At 63.9% G+C, this 15,733-nt stretch carries 16 protein-coding genes; 12 read left to right on the plus strand and 4 right to left on the minus strand.

Annotation, left to right across the window (positions count from 1 at the left end):
• The first annotated feature begins 65 nt into the window (after nucleotides 1-65).
• The 4 genes from VFB18_RS09785 to VFB18_RS09800 all read left to right on the plus strand — a co-directional run bounded on the left by VFB18_RS09785 (nucleotide 66) and on the right by VFB18_RS09800 (nucleotide 5,408).
• Nucleotides 66-401 carry a hypothetical protein gene (locus tag VFB18_RS09785; protein WP_324974254.1) on the plus strand — a complete coding sequence of 112 codons (336 nt, stop codon included), beginning with the start codon at nucleotides 66-68 and terminating at the stop codon, nucleotides 399-401.
• Entirely contained in the window at nucleotides 388-1,989 is a 1,602-nt protein-coding gene (locus VFB18_RS09790; RefSeq protein ID WP_324974257.1) for a hypothetical protein, read from the plus strand. Before VFB18_RS09785 ends, VFB18_RS09790 begins: the two co-directional genes overlap by 14 nt.
• 32 nt (nucleotides 1,990-2,021) lie before the next feature.
• The gene (locus VFB18_RS09795; protein ID WP_324974260.1) at nucleotides 2,022-3,641 is read left to right on the plus strand and encodes a PEP/pyruvate-binding domain-containing protein; all 1,620 of its coding nucleotides are present in this window, start codon (nucleotides 2,022-2,024) and stop codon (nucleotides 3,639-3,641) included.
• A gap of 222 nt (nucleotides 3,642-3,863) precedes the next feature.
• On the plus strand, nucleotides 3,864-5,408 hold the full coding sequence (locus VFB18_RS09800) for a CHAD domain-containing protein (protein ID WP_324974263.1): 1,545 nt from the start codon (nucleotides 3,864-3,866) through the stop codon (nucleotides 5,406-5,408).
• A 4-nt stretch (nucleotides 5,409-5,412) separates the two neighbouring features.
• On the opposite strand, the gene VFB18_RS09805 is transcribed toward VFB18_RS09800, so the two are convergent.
• Nucleotides 5,413-5,979 (minus strand): HPF/RaiA family ribosome-associated protein, encoded by a 567-nt coding sequence (locus VFB18_RS09805; RefSeq protein ID WP_324974266.1) that lies wholly within the window; start codon nucleotides 5,977-5,979, stop codon nucleotides 5,413-5,415.
• Between the two features lie 194 nt (nucleotides 5,980-6,173).
• On the opposite strand from VFB18_RS09805, the gene VFB18_RS09810 reads away from it, so the two are divergent.
• The gene (locus tag VFB18_RS09810; protein ID WP_324974269.1) at nucleotides 6,174-7,001 is read left to right on the plus strand and encodes a universal stress protein; all 828 of its coding nucleotides are present in this window, start codon (nucleotides 6,174-6,176) and stop codon (nucleotides 6,999-7,001) included.
• 31 nt (nucleotides 7,002-7,032) lie between these two features.
• Nucleotides 7,033-9,585, plus strand: a complete 2,553-nt coding sequence (mgtA, locus tag VFB18_RS09815; RefSeq protein WP_324974272.1) for a magnesium-translocating P-type ATPase — start codon at nucleotides 7,033-7,035, stop codon at nucleotides 9,583-9,585.
• Here the strand turns inward: mgtA and VFB18_RS09820 are convergent.
• Nucleotides 9,575-9,844: a DUF883 family protein gene (locus VFB18_RS09820; RefSeq protein WP_324974276.1), complete on the minus strand. Its 270-nt coding sequence runs from the start codon at nucleotides 9,842-9,844 to the stop codon at nucleotides 9,575-9,577. The genes mgtA and VFB18_RS09820 overlap by 11 nt on opposite strands.
• 57 nt (nucleotides 9,845-9,901) lie before the next feature.
• On the minus strand, nucleotides 9,902-10,147 hold the full coding sequence (locus VFB18_RS09825) for a hypothetical protein (RefSeq protein ID WP_324974279.1): 246 nt from the start codon (nucleotides 10,145-10,147) through the stop codon (nucleotides 9,902-9,904).
• 171 nt (nucleotides 10,148-10,318) lie between these two features.
• Between VFB18_RS09825 and VFB18_RS09830 the strand changes: the two genes are divergently transcribed.
• From VFB18_RS09830 to VFB18_RS09855, 6 genes are all read left to right on the plus strand, one after another.
• On the plus strand, nucleotides 10,319-11,839 hold the full coding sequence (locus VFB18_RS09830; protein ID WP_324974282.1) for a PAS domain S-box protein: 1,521 nt from the start codon (nucleotides 10,319-10,321) through the stop codon (nucleotides 11,837-11,839).
• Complete coding sequence (fixJ, locus tag VFB18_RS09835) at nucleotides 11,836-12,456, plus strand: response regulator FixJ (RefSeq protein ID WP_324974285.1); 621 nt, start codon at nucleotides 11,836-11,838, stop codon at nucleotides 12,454-12,456. Before VFB18_RS09830 ends, fixJ begins: the two co-directional genes overlap by 4 nt.
• A 127-nt stretch (nucleotides 12,457-12,583) precedes the next feature.
• Nucleotides 12,584-13,021, plus strand: a complete 438-nt coding sequence (locus VFB18_RS09840) for a hypothetical protein (RefSeq protein ID WP_324974288.1) — start codon at nucleotides 12,584-12,586, stop codon at nucleotides 13,019-13,021.
• A gap of 190 nt (nucleotides 13,022-13,211) precedes the next feature.
• A complete protein-coding gene (locus tag VFB18_RS09845) occupies nucleotides 13,212-13,781 on the plus strand; it encodes a helix-turn-helix domain-containing protein (protein WP_324974290.1) in 570 nt (189 codons plus the stop codon).
• Nucleotides 13,782-13,870: 89 nt separating this feature from the next.
• Nucleotides 13,871-14,203, plus strand: coding sequence for a cytochrome c (locus VFB18_RS09850; protein WP_324974293.1), 333 nt, complete (start codon nucleotides 13,871-13,873; stop codon nucleotides 14,201-14,203).
• Between the two features lie 89 nt (nucleotides 14,204-14,292).
• The gene (locus VFB18_RS09855; protein WP_324974296.1) at nucleotides 14,293-14,736 is read left to right on the plus strand and encodes a host attachment protein; all 444 of its coding nucleotides are present in this window, start codon (nucleotides 14,293-14,295) and stop codon (nucleotides 14,734-14,736) included.
• Between the two features lie 11 nt (nucleotides 14,737-14,747).
• Here the strand turns inward: VFB18_RS09855 and VFB18_RS09860 are convergent.
• On the minus strand, nucleotides 14,748-15,733 hold a 986-nt coding region (locus tag VFB18_RS09860; protein WP_324974299.1), incomplete at its 5' end, for a GNAT family N-acetyltransferase.

A 15,733-nucleotide genomic window follows, 5' to 3' on the forward strand; every position in this document is an offset into this window, starting at 1 on the left:
CGTCTGCCACATAGCCTTGGCATTTTGATCCTGGCATTCGCGCCGATCCTACCGCCGGAGACGTCATGAAATCGCGGATCATCGAGCAGCTCGGCCAGTCGGAGTTGATGCTGCCAAACTTGCTGGCCGGCGCGCTCGCGGCGAACGACCGCGCCAAGCTTCGCATGAGCGTGCTGCAGGCTGCCGCGCAACATGCTCGCGACCCCCACGGTCCCGCGCCGGATTTCGTTGCCGAGTGCGGCGCCGCCGGCATCGACTCCTTTGCCACGCGCGCTCTGATCGCGGGCGCGCGCGCCAATGGAACCGGTCTTATCGAAGCTCTCGGTCTTGCCAAGCTGAACGAGGCGCTGCTCGACGACAGTCGCCGCGATGATCAAGGCGGTTGGTATGAGCGACAGTGAGGTGGGCAGGGCGGCAGAAGCTCGTCTGGAGGCGATCCGTGGTGCGCTAGATCTCGGCAGCGGGCGCCTCTCGGAGGCGGCCATCGCCAAGCTCACCGAAGTCGGCGAGGCGGACAGCCTGCATCGCCTGGTAATGGATCTGCATAAGGCGCTCAACAGCGTGACCGCGCAATGCGCCGAGGAGACTATCGATGGCGTGCGCTGCTACGGTCTCCATCCCGAGGACAGGTCGCTGATCGAAGTCTTCATGAAGGGGCTTGCGCGCACGCGCGCGCTCAAATTCGACCATCCCGGACTCGATACGACGGCCGTTCGCGGCGAAACTCGCCTCATCATCCAGAACGATATCGGCACTACCGACGCCCACGTGCTCGTCGTCAGCGTCGAGGACATGACCGTCACCGTCACCCACAGCGACGTGCATTCCTCGCGGGCGAAGTTCTTCGTCGACCTCTTCGACCGCTTCAAGGTCGATTGGAGCCGCCTCAATCAAACGAGCGCCGAAGGTCTCGCCGAGGGCGAGGTCTTCTACCTCGTCACCGGTCGCTATCGCGCCGCGGCGAACGAAGATTTGTGCGCGTTCCTGGAAGCGGTCGGGGCCTCGCTCGTATTCCTCATCGATTGGAACAAGGCGCGCAAAGCGCTGCGCGGGCTGATCGGCAACAGCGATGCCGTCCGTGCCCTCGACTGGGCGGCGCGGCATGAGTTCGGCCATCGCGCCTTTCTCGAACTTGGCGGCTCCGAGCTGATCTCCGCCGCCGTGCGGCGCGCGGCCCCTGCGCGGCTCGGGTTCGGCGAAGAGCTTGCCGACCTCCTCGGCCGCGAGGCGACGCTCAAATTCGTGAAAAGCGCGCTCAGGCTTTCGACCGAGGCCTTGCGCGAGGGCCGTTCCGCCCGTTCCGTGCGCGAGATGCTCGAGCTCGATCTGATGCGCCGGATCGAGCGCAACGACAGCGCGCTTCTGACCGTTGTCGTGCGGCAGCTCGGTCTTGCCCGCGACATCGCCACCCGGATAGCGGCTGCCATCGCTGGCGGTCGCGTCCACCAAGCGGAGGCCGCACGCAATGCCGGCCGCGCGAGGAGGATCGAGGAGAAGGCGGACGCGATCGCAGTCGACGTCCGCCAAACCATCGTGCGCACGCAAGCGGCTCCGACCATCGCCGCATTGGTCGACGCCGCCGAAAACGCAATCGACGAGCTGGAGCAGGCGGCATTCCTCGCTTCGCTTCTTCCGCCCGACATCGAGCCCCGTCTTATCGTCCCGCTCGGCTCTCTCTCCGCCGCGGCGGTCGCCGGCACAGAGGCTGCCGCGCGCGGGGTCGAGGCGGCGGCGGGTCTCGCCGGGGGCGATGGCGGCAGCGCCGAAAGCGAGGATGCGCTTCAGGCCACCGTCCGTCTCGCCGACCTCGAACACGCGGCCGACGACGTCGAGCGGACGATGACCCGGCTCGTGCTCGGGACAGGCAGTTTGCGCGAGGGAGGCCTGGTCGCGCTCGAGCTTGCACGAGCTCTCGAGCGGTCGAGCGACCGTCTTTCGCTGATCGGCCACGTGCTGCACACCCATGTCATGGGCGAGTTGTCGAAATAGGGGCAAGTGCGACGATGGGTGGGGTAAACGCTATGATGGGTGTCCTCCGCATCAAGACCGGGATGGGCGCAGCGGGCGGTCCCGAGACGATCGGAGCCAAGGCGGCCAACCTCGCTCGCGTCGCCGGTTTGGGACTGCCGGTGCCTCCGGCCTTCGTCCTGCCGATCGACCTTGGCGCGGCGCTACTGGCGGGTGAGGCGGACGCCGAGCGCGCTTTCACCGACGGCCTTGCCGAGGGGATCGCCTTTCTCGAGGAGGAGACCGGCCGGCGCTTCGGCCATCGCCGCACGCCTCTGCTCGTTTCGGTGCGTTCGGGGGCGGCGCGATCGATGCCGGGCATGCTCGACACGGTGCTCGACGTCGGCTGCACCAGCGAATCGACCCGCGGCCTTATCCGCATGACGGGCAATCCGCGCTTTGCCTGGGACTGCCGCCGCCGCTTCCTCGAAGCCTATGCCGAGACTGTGCTCGGCCTCGACATCGCTTCGTTCAGGGCGAAGCGCGATCGGCTCGCTGCCGAGGGCTCGGCCGCGAACGATCTCGATTTCGATAGCGAGGCCCTCGAGCGGCTCTCGTTTCTCTACGAAGACCTGATCTCCGCCGCAGGCGAGACTCTCCCTGACGACGCGATGGAGCAGCTTGCGCATGCCGCGCGCGCGGTTTACCGCTCCTTTAGCAGCGAGCGCGCCTCGACCTATCGCCGTCTCCAAAGCTACGGGGATCTCAAGGGAAGCGCCGTCATGGTGCAGGCGATGGTGTTCGGCAATCGCGGAAGCGGGTCGGCATCAGGCGTCGCCTTTTCGCGCGATCCCTCGACCGGCGACCCGTGTCCGGTCATCGATGTTCTGTTCGAGGCGCAAGGCGAGGATGTCGTCTCGGGGCGCGGTCGCCCGCTTACCGAGAAGGAACTCGCGGCTAACGCTCCCCGAATTGCGACCGAGCTCGGCGCTCATCTCAAGGCGCTCGAACGTCATTTCCGCGACGTTCAGGATGTCGAGTTCACCGTCGAAGACGGAAAGCTCTGGATCTTGCAAGCCCGCACAGCCAAGCGCACGGCGCGCGCCGCGCTCAAGGTCGCCGTCGAGTTCGTGCATGAAGGCCTGCTTTCGCCCGAGGAAGCGTTGCAGCGGCTCGATACCGTCGACCTTCGCAACCTTTCGATTGCGCGCTTTGCTTCTCACCCTGCGCCAAATGCGCGGGGGATCGGAGCAGCGGGTGGCGTTGCCGTGGGCCGCGCCGCCTTCGACGCCGACAGCGCCAGACGCCTCGCCGCCTCAGGCGAGTCGGTTGTGCTGATCCGCACCGACATCGACACGAGCGACGTCGCGGGACTCGCCGCCGCCTCCGGGGCACTCACCGCGATGGGCGGCCGCACCGCTCATGCCTCGCTCATCGCCCGCCAAATGGGCAAGGCCTGCGTGGTGAACTGCTCAAGCTTGGCGGTTCACGCTGCGGCGCACCGGGCTGAGCTCGGCGCCGTTTCGCTTCAGGAAGGGGATTGGATATCGCTCGATGGCGATAGCGGCGAGGTTTTCCTCGGCCAACTCGGGATCGAAACCGAGCGGCCACAGTCGCTCCTTGCCGAGGTCGAGACATGGCGCCGCAATAGGGCCAAAGAGGGACGGCACGCCGAACTTGGCGCAGCGGAATGACATAAGCGGACCACCTGAATTTGCCTGACTTCGCCACCAAGGGGAGGTGTCGCGCCGGGGGTGACAACGGGCTTGATTGTGACAGTATTATATAGGTTTGTCGCCGCGGGCTGATGGTCGGGCCCCGTTCGCCATTCGCTTTGCCACGGCACTTAATCCACTGCATGGAAAGCGCGGCGCCGCCTCAGCGCGTGAGACCGTGGCGTATGACTGGAGTCGATTGTGGTTGCGAGCAAGTCGGTGGAAACGGGAAAGGAGATCGAGCTGAAACTCGAGCTCGATCCGACCGATGCTTTTCAGGTCAAGTCGGATCCGTTGCTCGCCTCCAAGACTCTCGGCGCGCCGGTGGAACAGCGGCTCGTCTCGACCTATTTCGACACTCCCAATCACGCACTCGCCAAGGCCGGGGTGTTCCTGCGCGTCCGCGAGAGCGAGGGCCGCTATGTCCAAACCGTCAAGTCCATGGCAAGCAAGGCCGATCTCATCGAGCGTTCCGAGTGGGAACAGGAGATCGCCGACTCTTCTCCCGATCTTGACGTCGCCGATGGTTCGCCGCTTCGCTCTGTGCTGACCGGCGGTCGCCGATCGTCACTTCGGCCGATCTTCGTGATGAATATGCAGCGGACCCTTCGCCGCGTTATCCATGGCGGCTCGACCATCGAGGTTGCTCTTGACGAGGGTGAAATTCTGGCCGGCGCACGTACGGCGCCAATCAGCGAGGTCGAGCTTGAGTTGAAAGAGGGCGACGCTGCGCAGCTTTTTTCGCTTGCTCGCGCGCTGTGCGAAACGGTCCCACTCAGGCTTGCCGTCAAGACCAAGGCCGAACGCGGCTTCGAGCTTCTGTCGCAGGAGGATTTCACCGTCGAGAAGGCGGGCGACGTCGATATCAAGCCGGTCATGACGGCTGCGCAGGCGTTCCGGGCGATCGCCCGAAATTGCCTCAGGCAAATTATCGTCAATGAGCGCGCAGTGTTCGCCGGTCGCGCCGAGGCCCTGCATCAGATGCGCGTCGGCCTACGGCGCCTGCGCGCCGCGATTTCGATCTTCTCCGACGCGCTGGCCGATGGCAGCGACGAGCCGATCAAGGACGACCTGAAATGGATCACGCAGGAGCTTGGTCCGGCGCGCGACCTCGACGTGTTCGCCGCCGACGTGCTGAAGCCGCTGCAAAAAGCACGGCCCAAGGACCCGGGCGTGAAGGCGGCTCTCCGCGATTTCGAGGAACGCCGCAAGGCGGCTTATGCCCGAGCGATCGACTCGCTCAGATCGGAGCGCCATCGCAAGGCCTTACTCAGCCTTGCCGAGTGGATCGAGGTGGGGGGCTGGGCCTCGAGCCAAGCGGCGCAGGGTCCCATCGTCGAGCGCGCGAGCGCCGAACTCGCCCGTTTGCGCAAGGGAATCAGGAAGCGCGGCAAGGATCTTCGCCAGCTCAGCGCGGCTGAGCGCCACAAGCTCCGCATCCGCGCGAAGCGCCTCCGCTATGCCACCGAGTTCTTTGCCAGCACCTTCCCCGGCGAACGCAACATCAAGCGTCGAGACGAACTGCTCTCCGCGCTCAAGGATCTACAGGACGCGCTCGGCGGCCTGAATGATCTCGAGACCCGCCACGGTCTGATGGGCCGGGCGGAAGGTGACGGGGTTGCGCCGGAGATGCAGGCGGCCATTCCCGATCCCGCGCGCGAAGAAGCCTCGCGCGCAAGGTTCCTCGCCGACGCCGAAAGGGCCTTTGCCCGGTTTGCAGACGCCAAGGCGTTCTGGGACGAGTGACCGGCTATTCGACGATGTGGTGCTTGCCGAGGGGCTTCACCGTGCTCGCCTGGAGTCCTTTTTCACCTTCTTGCTCGGCGAGGACCAGGCTCACCTCGTTCCCCACCTCAAGCTTGTAGAAATCGGCGCCGACAACGCTGTTACGGTGGAAGTAGACCTCATCGCCCTCCGCCGTGGTGATGAAGCCGTAGTCGTCGAAAAGATTTTCGATTTTGCCGTGGGCCGGCGCGGTGTGGTTCTTCACGCCGCCGCGCATCTTCCGCGCCTGATCCTCGAGGCGCCTGACTGCGGCATCGAAGGCGTCGCGCAGCGCCACATACACGTCCTCGTGCGCATGATTGATCGGCTTGGCGCGATCGATCACCACATTCTTGCCTGGCAGGCTGATCTCGATGCGCACGTCGTAGAGTTTGCCCTTGTGATGGTGCCGGTGCGGCGCCTCCACCACGACGGTGCAGCCGATGATGCGGTCGTGGAAACGCTCGAGCTTGGCCGCCTTCTCGCGGATGCGAGCTTCGACGGCGGGGGAGGGGTCCATGTTACGAAAGCTGATTTGCAGCGGAATCTGCATGGCGCGCTCCTTCTCGTTGATACGTCGTCAACTCTAACATGAGTGAAGTCGCTAAAGGTTCATTGAGTTGCATCAAGGCGCCATGCCTTGGAATTTCAGGACTCGATCTTGACCGGCATCAAGGCCGAAATGCGGGGCCCCGCGCACTGACTATTGTGCGTGGAGAGCGGTAGGGAGCGATGCGAGGATTGTCGATGCGACTCGTCAAGGTCCTGCTTCCCGTCAATCAGCATGGCACGACGGAGTCTTCTGCGGCCCTCGCCTTCGGCCTGGCCGGCCGTTCCGGCGCTGCTGTGGAGGTATTGCATGCCTACCCGTCGCCGGCCGACCGTCTGCCGTATGCGACCGAGCTGAGCCCGGCCTATTTTGAGGAGTTGATCGACGTCGGAAAAAAGCAGGTCGAGCTCGAGCAGCGCCAGGCCCACTCCTGGTTTACAGCCTTATCGCAACGCTTGCCCAACGTTCGCGCCGCCTTTCTGCCCATCGAGGGACCGGTGACGCACAGCGTGGCGACGCGGGCGAAAGCCGCCGATTTTGCCGTCTTGCCCGCAATCGGCGCGCACGAGGACCTGTTCTTCGCGCTCGCGCGCGATGCCGCCCTGTTCAATTCGGGCCGCCCGATTATCGTGGTGCCGGAGGACGCGCGGGGCGTCGAGGCGAGCAGCGTGGTCGTTGCCTGGAAGGACACCGTCGAGGCGGCGCGCGCGCTTGCCGCCGCGCGCCCGTTCCTCGCGGCAGCGAAGCAGATCAAGCTCGTGAGCGTCGCCGAATATCAAAACCGTGATGATACGCTGGCGATGATGGCGGACTACTTGAAGCAGTCCGGTCTCGGCGTCGAACTCGAGACGGCGGCTGCACATGGGAAAGATGTGGGTGAAGTGCTCGTCGATCTGTCCGACGGCGAGAACAGACTTCTCGTCATGGGCGCGTATGGCCATTGGCGCTGGCGCGAATATGTGCTCGGCGGCGCCACCCGGCACGTTTTGCGTCACGCCAAAGTGCCGGTGCTAATGTCGCATTAGTGATGCGTAAGCGTGCGATGGAGGCGGCCCCATGGACGCTGCCAATCCCATGACGGCAGAGGCACTGCCGTGGAACGTTCCGCGCGACGATCTGCTCCGCGCGTTGCGCACCACGCCCGAGGGCTTGAGCGAGCGCGAAGGCAAACTTCGACTTGCCCGATATGGGCCCAACGACGCTCTCCTTCGCCGGCGCACCCCCCTATGGCGTCAGATCGTCGATCGTCTCAGTAATCCTCTCATTTTGATTCTTCTCTTCGCGAGCGGGCTCTCGGCGTGGACGGGTGACGTGACGAGCTTTGCGATCATCGCCGTGATCATTCTCCTGAGCGTCGCGCTCGATGTGGTACAGCAGCGGCGCGCCGAACATACCGTCGACGCGCTGCGCCGCTCGGTCGGTCTGAAGGCGCAAGTGCAACGAAGCGGAAAAAGCCGGGAAATTGCCGTCGATCAGCTCGTGCCCGGCGATATCGTCGAGATGAAGGCCGGAGCCATAGTGCCGGCGGACTGCCGCTTGATCGCGGGGCGCGACTGCTTCGTCAACCAAGCCCTGCTCACCGGAGAGTCGTTTCCCGTCGAGAAGCAGCCGGTCGAGCTGGCGTCTCCGACCGAAGACATCTCGACGGCGGCGAACTTCCTGTTCATGGGCACTTCGGTGATCAGCGGTACCGCGCGCGCGCTCGTGTGCCGCACCGGGCGCGCCACCGAGCTGGGCGGCCTCGCCGGCGGGATGACCGCTCAGCGGCCTGCCGATGCCTTCGCCCAGGGAATTCGCCGGTTCGGCTTTCTCATGCTGCGCCTGACGATCTTTCTTGTCTTGTTCGTCATCGCCACGAATGCCGTCTTTAACCGGCCCTGGCTCGAATCGCTCCTCTTTGCGCTTGCGCTTGCCGTCGGCCTGACCCCCGAGCTCCTGCCGATGGTGGTCACGGTGACCCTTGCCAATGGTGCAAGACGGCTGGCTCAACGCCGCGTGATCGTCAAACGGCTTGCCGCCATCCACGATCTTGGAGCGATGGACGTGTTGTGCACCGACAAGACCGGGACTCTGACCGAAGCGGAGATTCGTCTCGCCGGCCACATCGACGCACATGGCGAGGACAGCAAGGAGGTGCTGCGGCTCGCCTACCTCAACAGCGCGTTCGAGAGCGGCATCAAGAGCCCGCTCGACGATGCGATTCTGGCACATGAAAAACTGGACGTGGGCGCGTGGCACAAGATCGACGAGGTGCCGTTCGACTTCGAGCGCCGCCGCGTGTCGGTGCTCGTCGATGACGGCTCCCGCCGCCTCCTTGTGGTGAAAGGCGCACCCGAGGACATCATCGCCCTGTCGGTCGACTACGAGACGGGCGCGGGCGAATGTCTGCCGCTCGAGCCACAAATGCGCGACAGCCTTGTACAACGCTTCGAGGCGCTCGGGGAGGAAGGCTATCGCGTCCTCGGCATCGCCTCCCGGTCTTTGGCCAGGGATCACGAGAGCGCGGCCATACGCGACGAGACGGCGCTGACATTTGCGGGCTTCGTTATTTTCATCGACCCTCCCAAGGCCGATTCGGCCGACGCCATCCACGCGCTCGCCGAGATCGGCGTCGAGGTTAAGATCCTGACCGGCGACAACGAGCGAGTCGCGCGCCATATCTGCACGGCGATCGGCGTCACCGTCGAAGGCGTGCTCACCGGGCAGGAGCTTGCGACCATGTCAGCCGAATCGCTCCGCGCGCGGCTTCCGTCGGTCAATCTCTTCTGTCGCATCACGCCGCAGCAAAAGGAGCGCGTGCTGCTCGCCTTGAAGCATAGCGGCAAGGTCGTGGGCTTCCTCGGCGACGGCATCAACGACGCCTCGGCTCTTCACGCTGCGGACGTCGGCATTTCCGTCGACGGTGCCGCTGACGTTGCCAAGGAGGCGGCCGATCTCGTCCTGCTCGAGCACGATCTCAGCGTGGTGCACGACGGCATCATCGAAGGCCGGCGGACCGTCGAGAACGTCACCAAATACATTCTGATGGGGTCCAGCTCGAACTTCGGCAACATGTTCAGCATGGCAGGTGCGGCATTATTCCTGCCCTTCCTGCCGATGCAGCCGACCCAGGTGCTGCTCAATAATCTGCTGTACGACATCTCCGAGGTCGGCGTGCCGTTCGACAATGTCGATGCCGAAGCCATTCGGCAACCGATGCGTTGGGATATAGAGTTCATTGAACGCTTTATGCTGCTGCTCGGCCCGGTCAGCTCGCTGTTCGACTTCCTTACCTTCTTCGTCTTGCTCAAGCTGTTCGGCGCGAGCGAGCCGATGTTTCAGACCGGGTGGTTTGTAGAGTCGCTTGCGACCCAATCCCTGGTCATTTTCGTCATCCGGACGCGGAGGGCCCCATGGCGGAGCTTGCCCAATCCAGTTCTTACCGTGCTCACCCTCAGCGTGGTGCTGATCGGCCTCGTCATTCCGCTCACGCCGCTCGGTGCGCTGTTCGGCTTCGTCGCGCCGCCGCCCGCGTTCTATCTCTTCCTCGTCGTGGCGACTCTGGCCTACCTACTGCTCGTCGAAGGCGTGAAGCGCCTGCTTTACCGCCACGCAAGCGTTAACGGCTGAGCACGATGCCAAGCAAGAGCCCAACACCTGCTGCGATACCCAGCGAGGTCCAGGGATCGCGCTGAACCGCTTCCTCGATGCTATGCAGAGTCTCTCCGGCCCTGTCCTGTGCGCGATGAAGCTGGTGGCTGCCCGCACTTCGGACCGCCGCGGTCAAGGCATCGACATCCTGGCGAAGCGTCGCGAGGTGCTTGGCGAGCCTCTGCGCCTCCTCTTTGAGAGCCACGTGGCCCGGCATTTCGGCGTCTTTGTTCGCCATCGCAAAGTCCTCCTTTCCGGCTTGGGTCCCCAGTTGGCAGGGCGACAGCGCCGATCGTCAAGGCTCGCGCGGCCGCCTTGCGGAGGCCAAGCGAGGCAGCCGGTTCCATACCAAGCCGAAGACGCACCCCCCATAGCCGATACAGCCGGTGAGGAGCACCCACATTGCTGCCCGCAGGATGTCGAACGGCTCGATCACGTAGATCGGTTTGATGAAGTGGATCGAGAACAGGAAGTCAATGAAAGCCTGTGCCAGCCCGGCCGCAACGAGGAGCGACCACGTCAGGTGGCAGCACGCGAGCACCGCGCCAAGCGCAACGCCGGCCTTGTTCGGCTAATGCGTTCCATTGGGCATCCGCCTCAGGTTCACCTTGCCTCGAAGGAGTGGAATGCGCCAAATTTCCGCCCTGGGCCTTGATTGGGCTCAAGCCGCAGCTCTGGTTCCGCCAGCCTTCGCCAGGCGTTAGAATTCCTCATGCAACGACCGATAGCGCGCACCGGCGAAGGGTGGCATGACCGGCTATGGGCCGCCGTCAACGACCCTATTCGCTCGGGCGTCCATTATTGGGCGGCGGTAGGTGCTGTCTGCTTCATGCTGCTGGCAGGCTGGGGCTTACATCCCTGGCTCAAGGACCGCGCCTCGTTCCTGATCTTCATCCCGGCCGTAGTGATTGCCGCGGGCTTCGGAGGATTGGGTCCCGGGCTTCTCACCACCCTCCTTAGCGCAACGCTTGGCGTCCTGTTGATCGGCCTTGGCAACCTTAACGAACCGGCGATTCTCGAAGCCCTCATCTTTGTCGCTGTGGGAGGGGGTATCTCGTGGTTCGGCGAGCAGCTCCGCCGCACCAGGATCAGGAGCCAAAGGAACGCGAACGAACTGAAGGCACGCGAGGCGCACCTGCGTTCCATCTTGGACACCGTTCCTGACGCGACCGTTGTCATTTGCGAAAAGGGCATGATTCAATCGTTTAACGCTGCGGCTGAGCGGCTCTTCGGCTACTCCGAGAGGGCCGTGCTTGGACACAATGTCAGCATGTTGATGCCCTCGCCCTACCGCGAGGAGCACGACCGCTACATCTCCCGCTATCTCGAGACGGGCGAGAAGCGCATTATCGGCATCGACCGGGTGGTCACCGGCTTGCGAAAGGACGGGTCGACCTTTCCCATGAAGCTCGAAGTGGGCGAGATGACGTCTGGCGACCGGCGCTTCTTCACCGGCTTCATCAACGATTTGACCGAGCGGCAGGAGACCGAACACAAACTGCACGGTCTGCAGACCGAACTCGCCCGCCTGTCGCGGCTGACGGCGATGGGCGAGATGGCCTCGACGCTTGCGCATGAGATCAACCAGCCGCTATCGGCGGTGTCGAACTACCTGCAGGGCTGTGTGCGCCTGCTCAAGTCCGTCGATCATCCCAATGCCGACAAGATCCGCGACGCGCTCGCCGAAACCACCAAGCAGACGCTGCGCGCGGGCCATATCATTCGTCAGTTGCGCGAGTTCGTGGCGCGCGGTGAGACCGAAAGGCGGGCCGAGAACGTAAGCAAGTTGATCGAGGAAGCGAGCGCGCTCGCCCTCGTCGGCGCCAAGGAGGAGGGGGTCAAGACCATGTTCCACTACGCGACCCACACCGATATGGTGCTGGTCGAGAAGGTGCAGATCCAGCAGGTTCTTCTTAACCTCATCCGCAATGCAATCGAGGCGATGCAGGGTTTCGAGCGCAAGGAGCTCGTGGTGAGCACATCCCCGGTCGACAATGGCATGATTGAAATCAGAGTTTCCGATACGGGTCACGGGGTCTCCGAGGAGATCGCCGATCGTCTGTTTCAGCCGTTCGTGACCACCAAGCCCGCAGGCATGGGCGTCGGGCTCTCGATTTCCAAGCGCATCATCGAGGCGCATGGCGGGCAGATATGGGCCGAGGCCAATCCCGGCGGCGGCACCGTGTTCCGGTTCACCCTGCCGGCGGTCACCAGCGAGGACTCTGCGCAATGACGGCGAACAGGGTCGTGCACATAGTCGACGACGACGAGGCTGTGCGTCAGTCTTTGGCCTTCATGCTGAGTTCGGCGGGCCTTCCGGTCCGTCTTTACGAATCGGCCTTGGCCTTTCTCGCCGGACTGTCATCGCCGCAAAATGGCTGTCTCATCACCGATGTCCGCATGCCCGGAATGAGCGGGATCGATCTGCTCAGGACGTTGCGGGACAAATCGCTCTCGATGCCGGCAATCGTCATCACCGGACATGGTGACGTGCCTCTCGCGGTCGAAGCGATGAAGGCGGGAGCGGTCGATTTCATCGAAAAGCCGTTCGAGGAAGAAGCGATCCTCGACGCGGTCAAGCGCGCCCTTGAGCAGGGTTCGAACGAGAGTGCGAATGGAGGCGAGATCGCCGCCAAGCTCGCTATCCTCTCCGAGCGGGAACGCCAAGTGCTCGAGGGGCTCGTTGCCGGCCATCCCAACAAAACGATCGCCTTCGACCTCGGCATTAGCCCCCGCACCGTCGAAGTCTACCGGGCCAATCTCATGGCCAAAATGCAGGCAAAGAGCCTTTCGGAGCTGATCCGCATGGCGATCCTCGGCAACGTGTACCCTGCGCCGCGCGCCGGTTAACAGTCTCCCTTCGCTTCAACGAAAAATCGCCACTCTTTGAGACATCTCAAGGTTTTTGCGGATGATCGTCTTAGCCTCACGCTCAAATTGTGTGGCGAAAGACCGCCCGCGATATTGGAGAGTCGGAGTGCCCGAGGCAGGAACGATCCTGATTGCGACGAGAGACGGCGCGCTTGCTGATTCCTTGCGTTTCGCGCTTGAGCTTGAAGGATTTGCGGTGCGCTTTGCCGACGAGATCACGCTGTTTTCCTCGCTTACCGGAACCGAGCGGCCGACCTGCCTTCTGCTCGATCAGGACGTCTTCGAGAGGATGACCGAGGGAACTAGCGAGGGACTCTTGGCAGAAGCCTCGACCCCTGTTGTCCTCCTCGCCGGACCGACCACAAAGCGCCTATATGAGCGCGTAAGTGCTGCTTCAATCGCCAAAATCGTTGAAAAGCCCCTCCTTGGCGGAGCGCTGGTAGAGGCGGTTAGGGACGTGACCACCCGCCAGGACGGCGCAAGCGGAGGCAAAGAGGCCGTTCGTCGCGACCGCAACGTTCCGCCGGCTCCCCCGCCTACGTAGTTCCCCTTAAGCGTCCGACACGAATTTCGGCCTCGCTCAAGCAGGCGTACCAGTCGCATCAGGCACCCCGAACCAAGGGAGTATCTCGATGCTGACCGAAGTCGCCACAGCCGAAACGCCCCGTACTCATGTTCACGCCCTGTTCCCTGAAAGCCCTAAGACCCACGAGAGATCGCCCGCCGGAGTGTCGATGAGCTTCCCCCGGAACGGCGAAATTTTCGCCGAGGGCGAGACCGCGGGCTACGTCTACAAAGTCGTGTCCGGCGTGGTGCGCGTCTCCAAGCTTCTGCCCGATGGGCGCCGCCAGATCAGCGCTTTTCACCTCCCTGGCGACATGTTCGGTTTCGAGATTGACGAGGTTCATCACGATTCGGCCGAGGCCGTGGTGCCGGTCAAAGTCGTCGCCTTCAGGTGGCAAGGGCTTCTCGGCGCCGGCGCCTCGGCAAACCTCGTCCGCGAGCTGCTGACCCGGACCATGATCGGTCTCCGCCATACGCAGGATCACCTCCTCCTCCTCGGCCGCAAGAACGCGCTCGAGCGTCTTGCCGCCTTTCTTCTCGAGATGGCCGACCGCTCGGGCTCGGCCGACGTCCTCGATCTCGCCATGCCGCGGCACGACATCGCCGATTATCTCGGGCTGACGCTCGAGACCGTTTCGCGCATGTTCGCCGAGCTCAAGGAGATGGGGCGGATCAGGCTCGAATCGGCTCGTCGCGTGCACGTCCTCGATATGGACAAGCTCAGGGCCATGGCAGCCTAGGTCTCCGCGCGATCGGCCGTGGCACCTATAGAGGGGCGGCTCCCCTCGATAGCTTCCGCATGTCAGACTGCGCCTTGGGAGAAGGCCCGATGAGACTGTTAGCGCTCGTTTTGGCTGGATTGTCTTCGCTCGCCGGAAGCGTGGCGCTCGCCGGCGCGCTCCCCGGCCAGCCGGATCCCGTGCACGGGAAAGCGCTTGCGCAAAGCCTCTGCTCCAACTGCCATCTCGTCGCTCCCGATCAGGAGCACGCGAATGCCGACGTGCCGAGCTTTCGCGAGATCGCCAATCTGCCGGGCCAGACGACCGGCGACATCATCGCCCGCATCATGCTGCCGAAACACCCGATGCCCGAGATTCCTTTGACCAAGGGTGAGCTTGCCGATCTCGCCGCCTATATCATCAGTCTGCGCGATCAACCATGAGGCGAGCGCCGGAGGGCAATACCTCCGCCTGTCGCGCGCGGGATCGTGCTAGGCTCTAAGGAGTTAGGTCTTTCTCAGGACATGAAGCCATGAAGCCAGTCAAAACTCTTTATGTGATCGCCGACGGCGGCCGCGCGCGCTTCGTCGAGCGCGGCGAGAACGGCGAGTTCCACACCCTCACGAGCTTCGTCTCGAGCGAGCTGCACGAGCGCTCGCACGAACTTGGCCTCGACCGCCCCGCGCGCGTGAAGGAGAGCGCCAACGCCGCCCGTCACGCCGTCGAGCCCCGCCGCGACCTGCACCTCGCCGCCAAGGAGGACTTCGTCAAGGCGGTGGCCGGGGAGATCGATGCCGCGCACGGGCGCAAACGCTTCGACAAGCTCGTTCTCGTGGCGCCGCCGCGCGTCCTCACCGAGCTCAAGGAGAAATTATCCAACGCCATGGCAAAGCTTGCCGCCGACAGCGTGCAGAAGGATCTGACCAAGGTCCCCGATCACGACCTCGCCGAGCACCTCAAGCCCACGCTGATCTAGATTGATTCGGTTTACGCCGCTGGTTCCGCGCGTGCCCGCTCCTTGATCCCGGCGGGAAGCTTGAGCCTGACTTTGCGGATCGAGCTGTCCTCGGGATCGGGCACGATCTCGAATCCGAGCGTCCGGCACATGCCGAGCATACGCTCGTTATTGGCGAGCACATCGCCGGTGAGCTCGCGTAGTCCCTCCTTCTCGGCATAATTGATCAGGTGGTGCATCAGCGTCCAGCCGATGCCGCTGCCCTTGAGGTCGCTGCGCACGATGATGGCATATTCGCCGCCCAAGTAGTCGGGATTCGCCGACAGCCGCGCCACGCCGAGCAACTCGTTCTGGTCCTTGTTGAGCGCAACGAAGGCCATGGCGCGGGCGTAATCGATCTGCGTGAAGCGGGCGATGAAGCTGTGCGAGAACTCCTTGCGCGGCGCGAGAAAACGGAAGCGAATGTCCTCGGGCGACAGCTTGGCGATGAAATCGCCGTAGAGATGCTCGTCGGGCGGCCGGATCGGCCTGATGAAGATGCGTTGGCCGTTGTCGGTCGCCGCCCACGTCTCCCATTCGTTGGGATAGGGCCTGATCGCAAGCCGCGGATTGGGACCGACCTTCTCGACTTCGCTCGGCTCGATACGGATACGCGCATCGAGCGCGATCACCCCGGTTTCGTCGGCGACCAGGGGATTGATGTCGAGCTCCCGCACCGCCGGGCAATCGACCACGAGCTGCGACAGGCGCACGAGCGCGCCGGCAATCGCGTCAAGGTCGGCTGCCAGACGGTCGCGATAGCCTTCGAGCAGCTTGAAGATGCGTGTCTGGCTCATCAGGTCGCGTGCCAGCTCCCCGTCCAGCGGCGGCAGCGCGACGGCGGTATCGTGAATGGCCTCGGCCGCCGTTCCGCCCGCGCCGAACAGAATCATCGGGCCGAACAGCGGGTCCTCGTAAACGCCCATCAGCAGCTCGTGGGAGTCCGATCGCGCCACCATCGGCTGAACCGTGAAGCCTT

This window comes from Methyloceanibacter sp., assembly GCF_035650995.1.
GTDB lineage: Bacteria > Pseudomonadota > Alphaproteobacteria > Rhizobiales > Methyloligellaceae > Methyloceanibacter.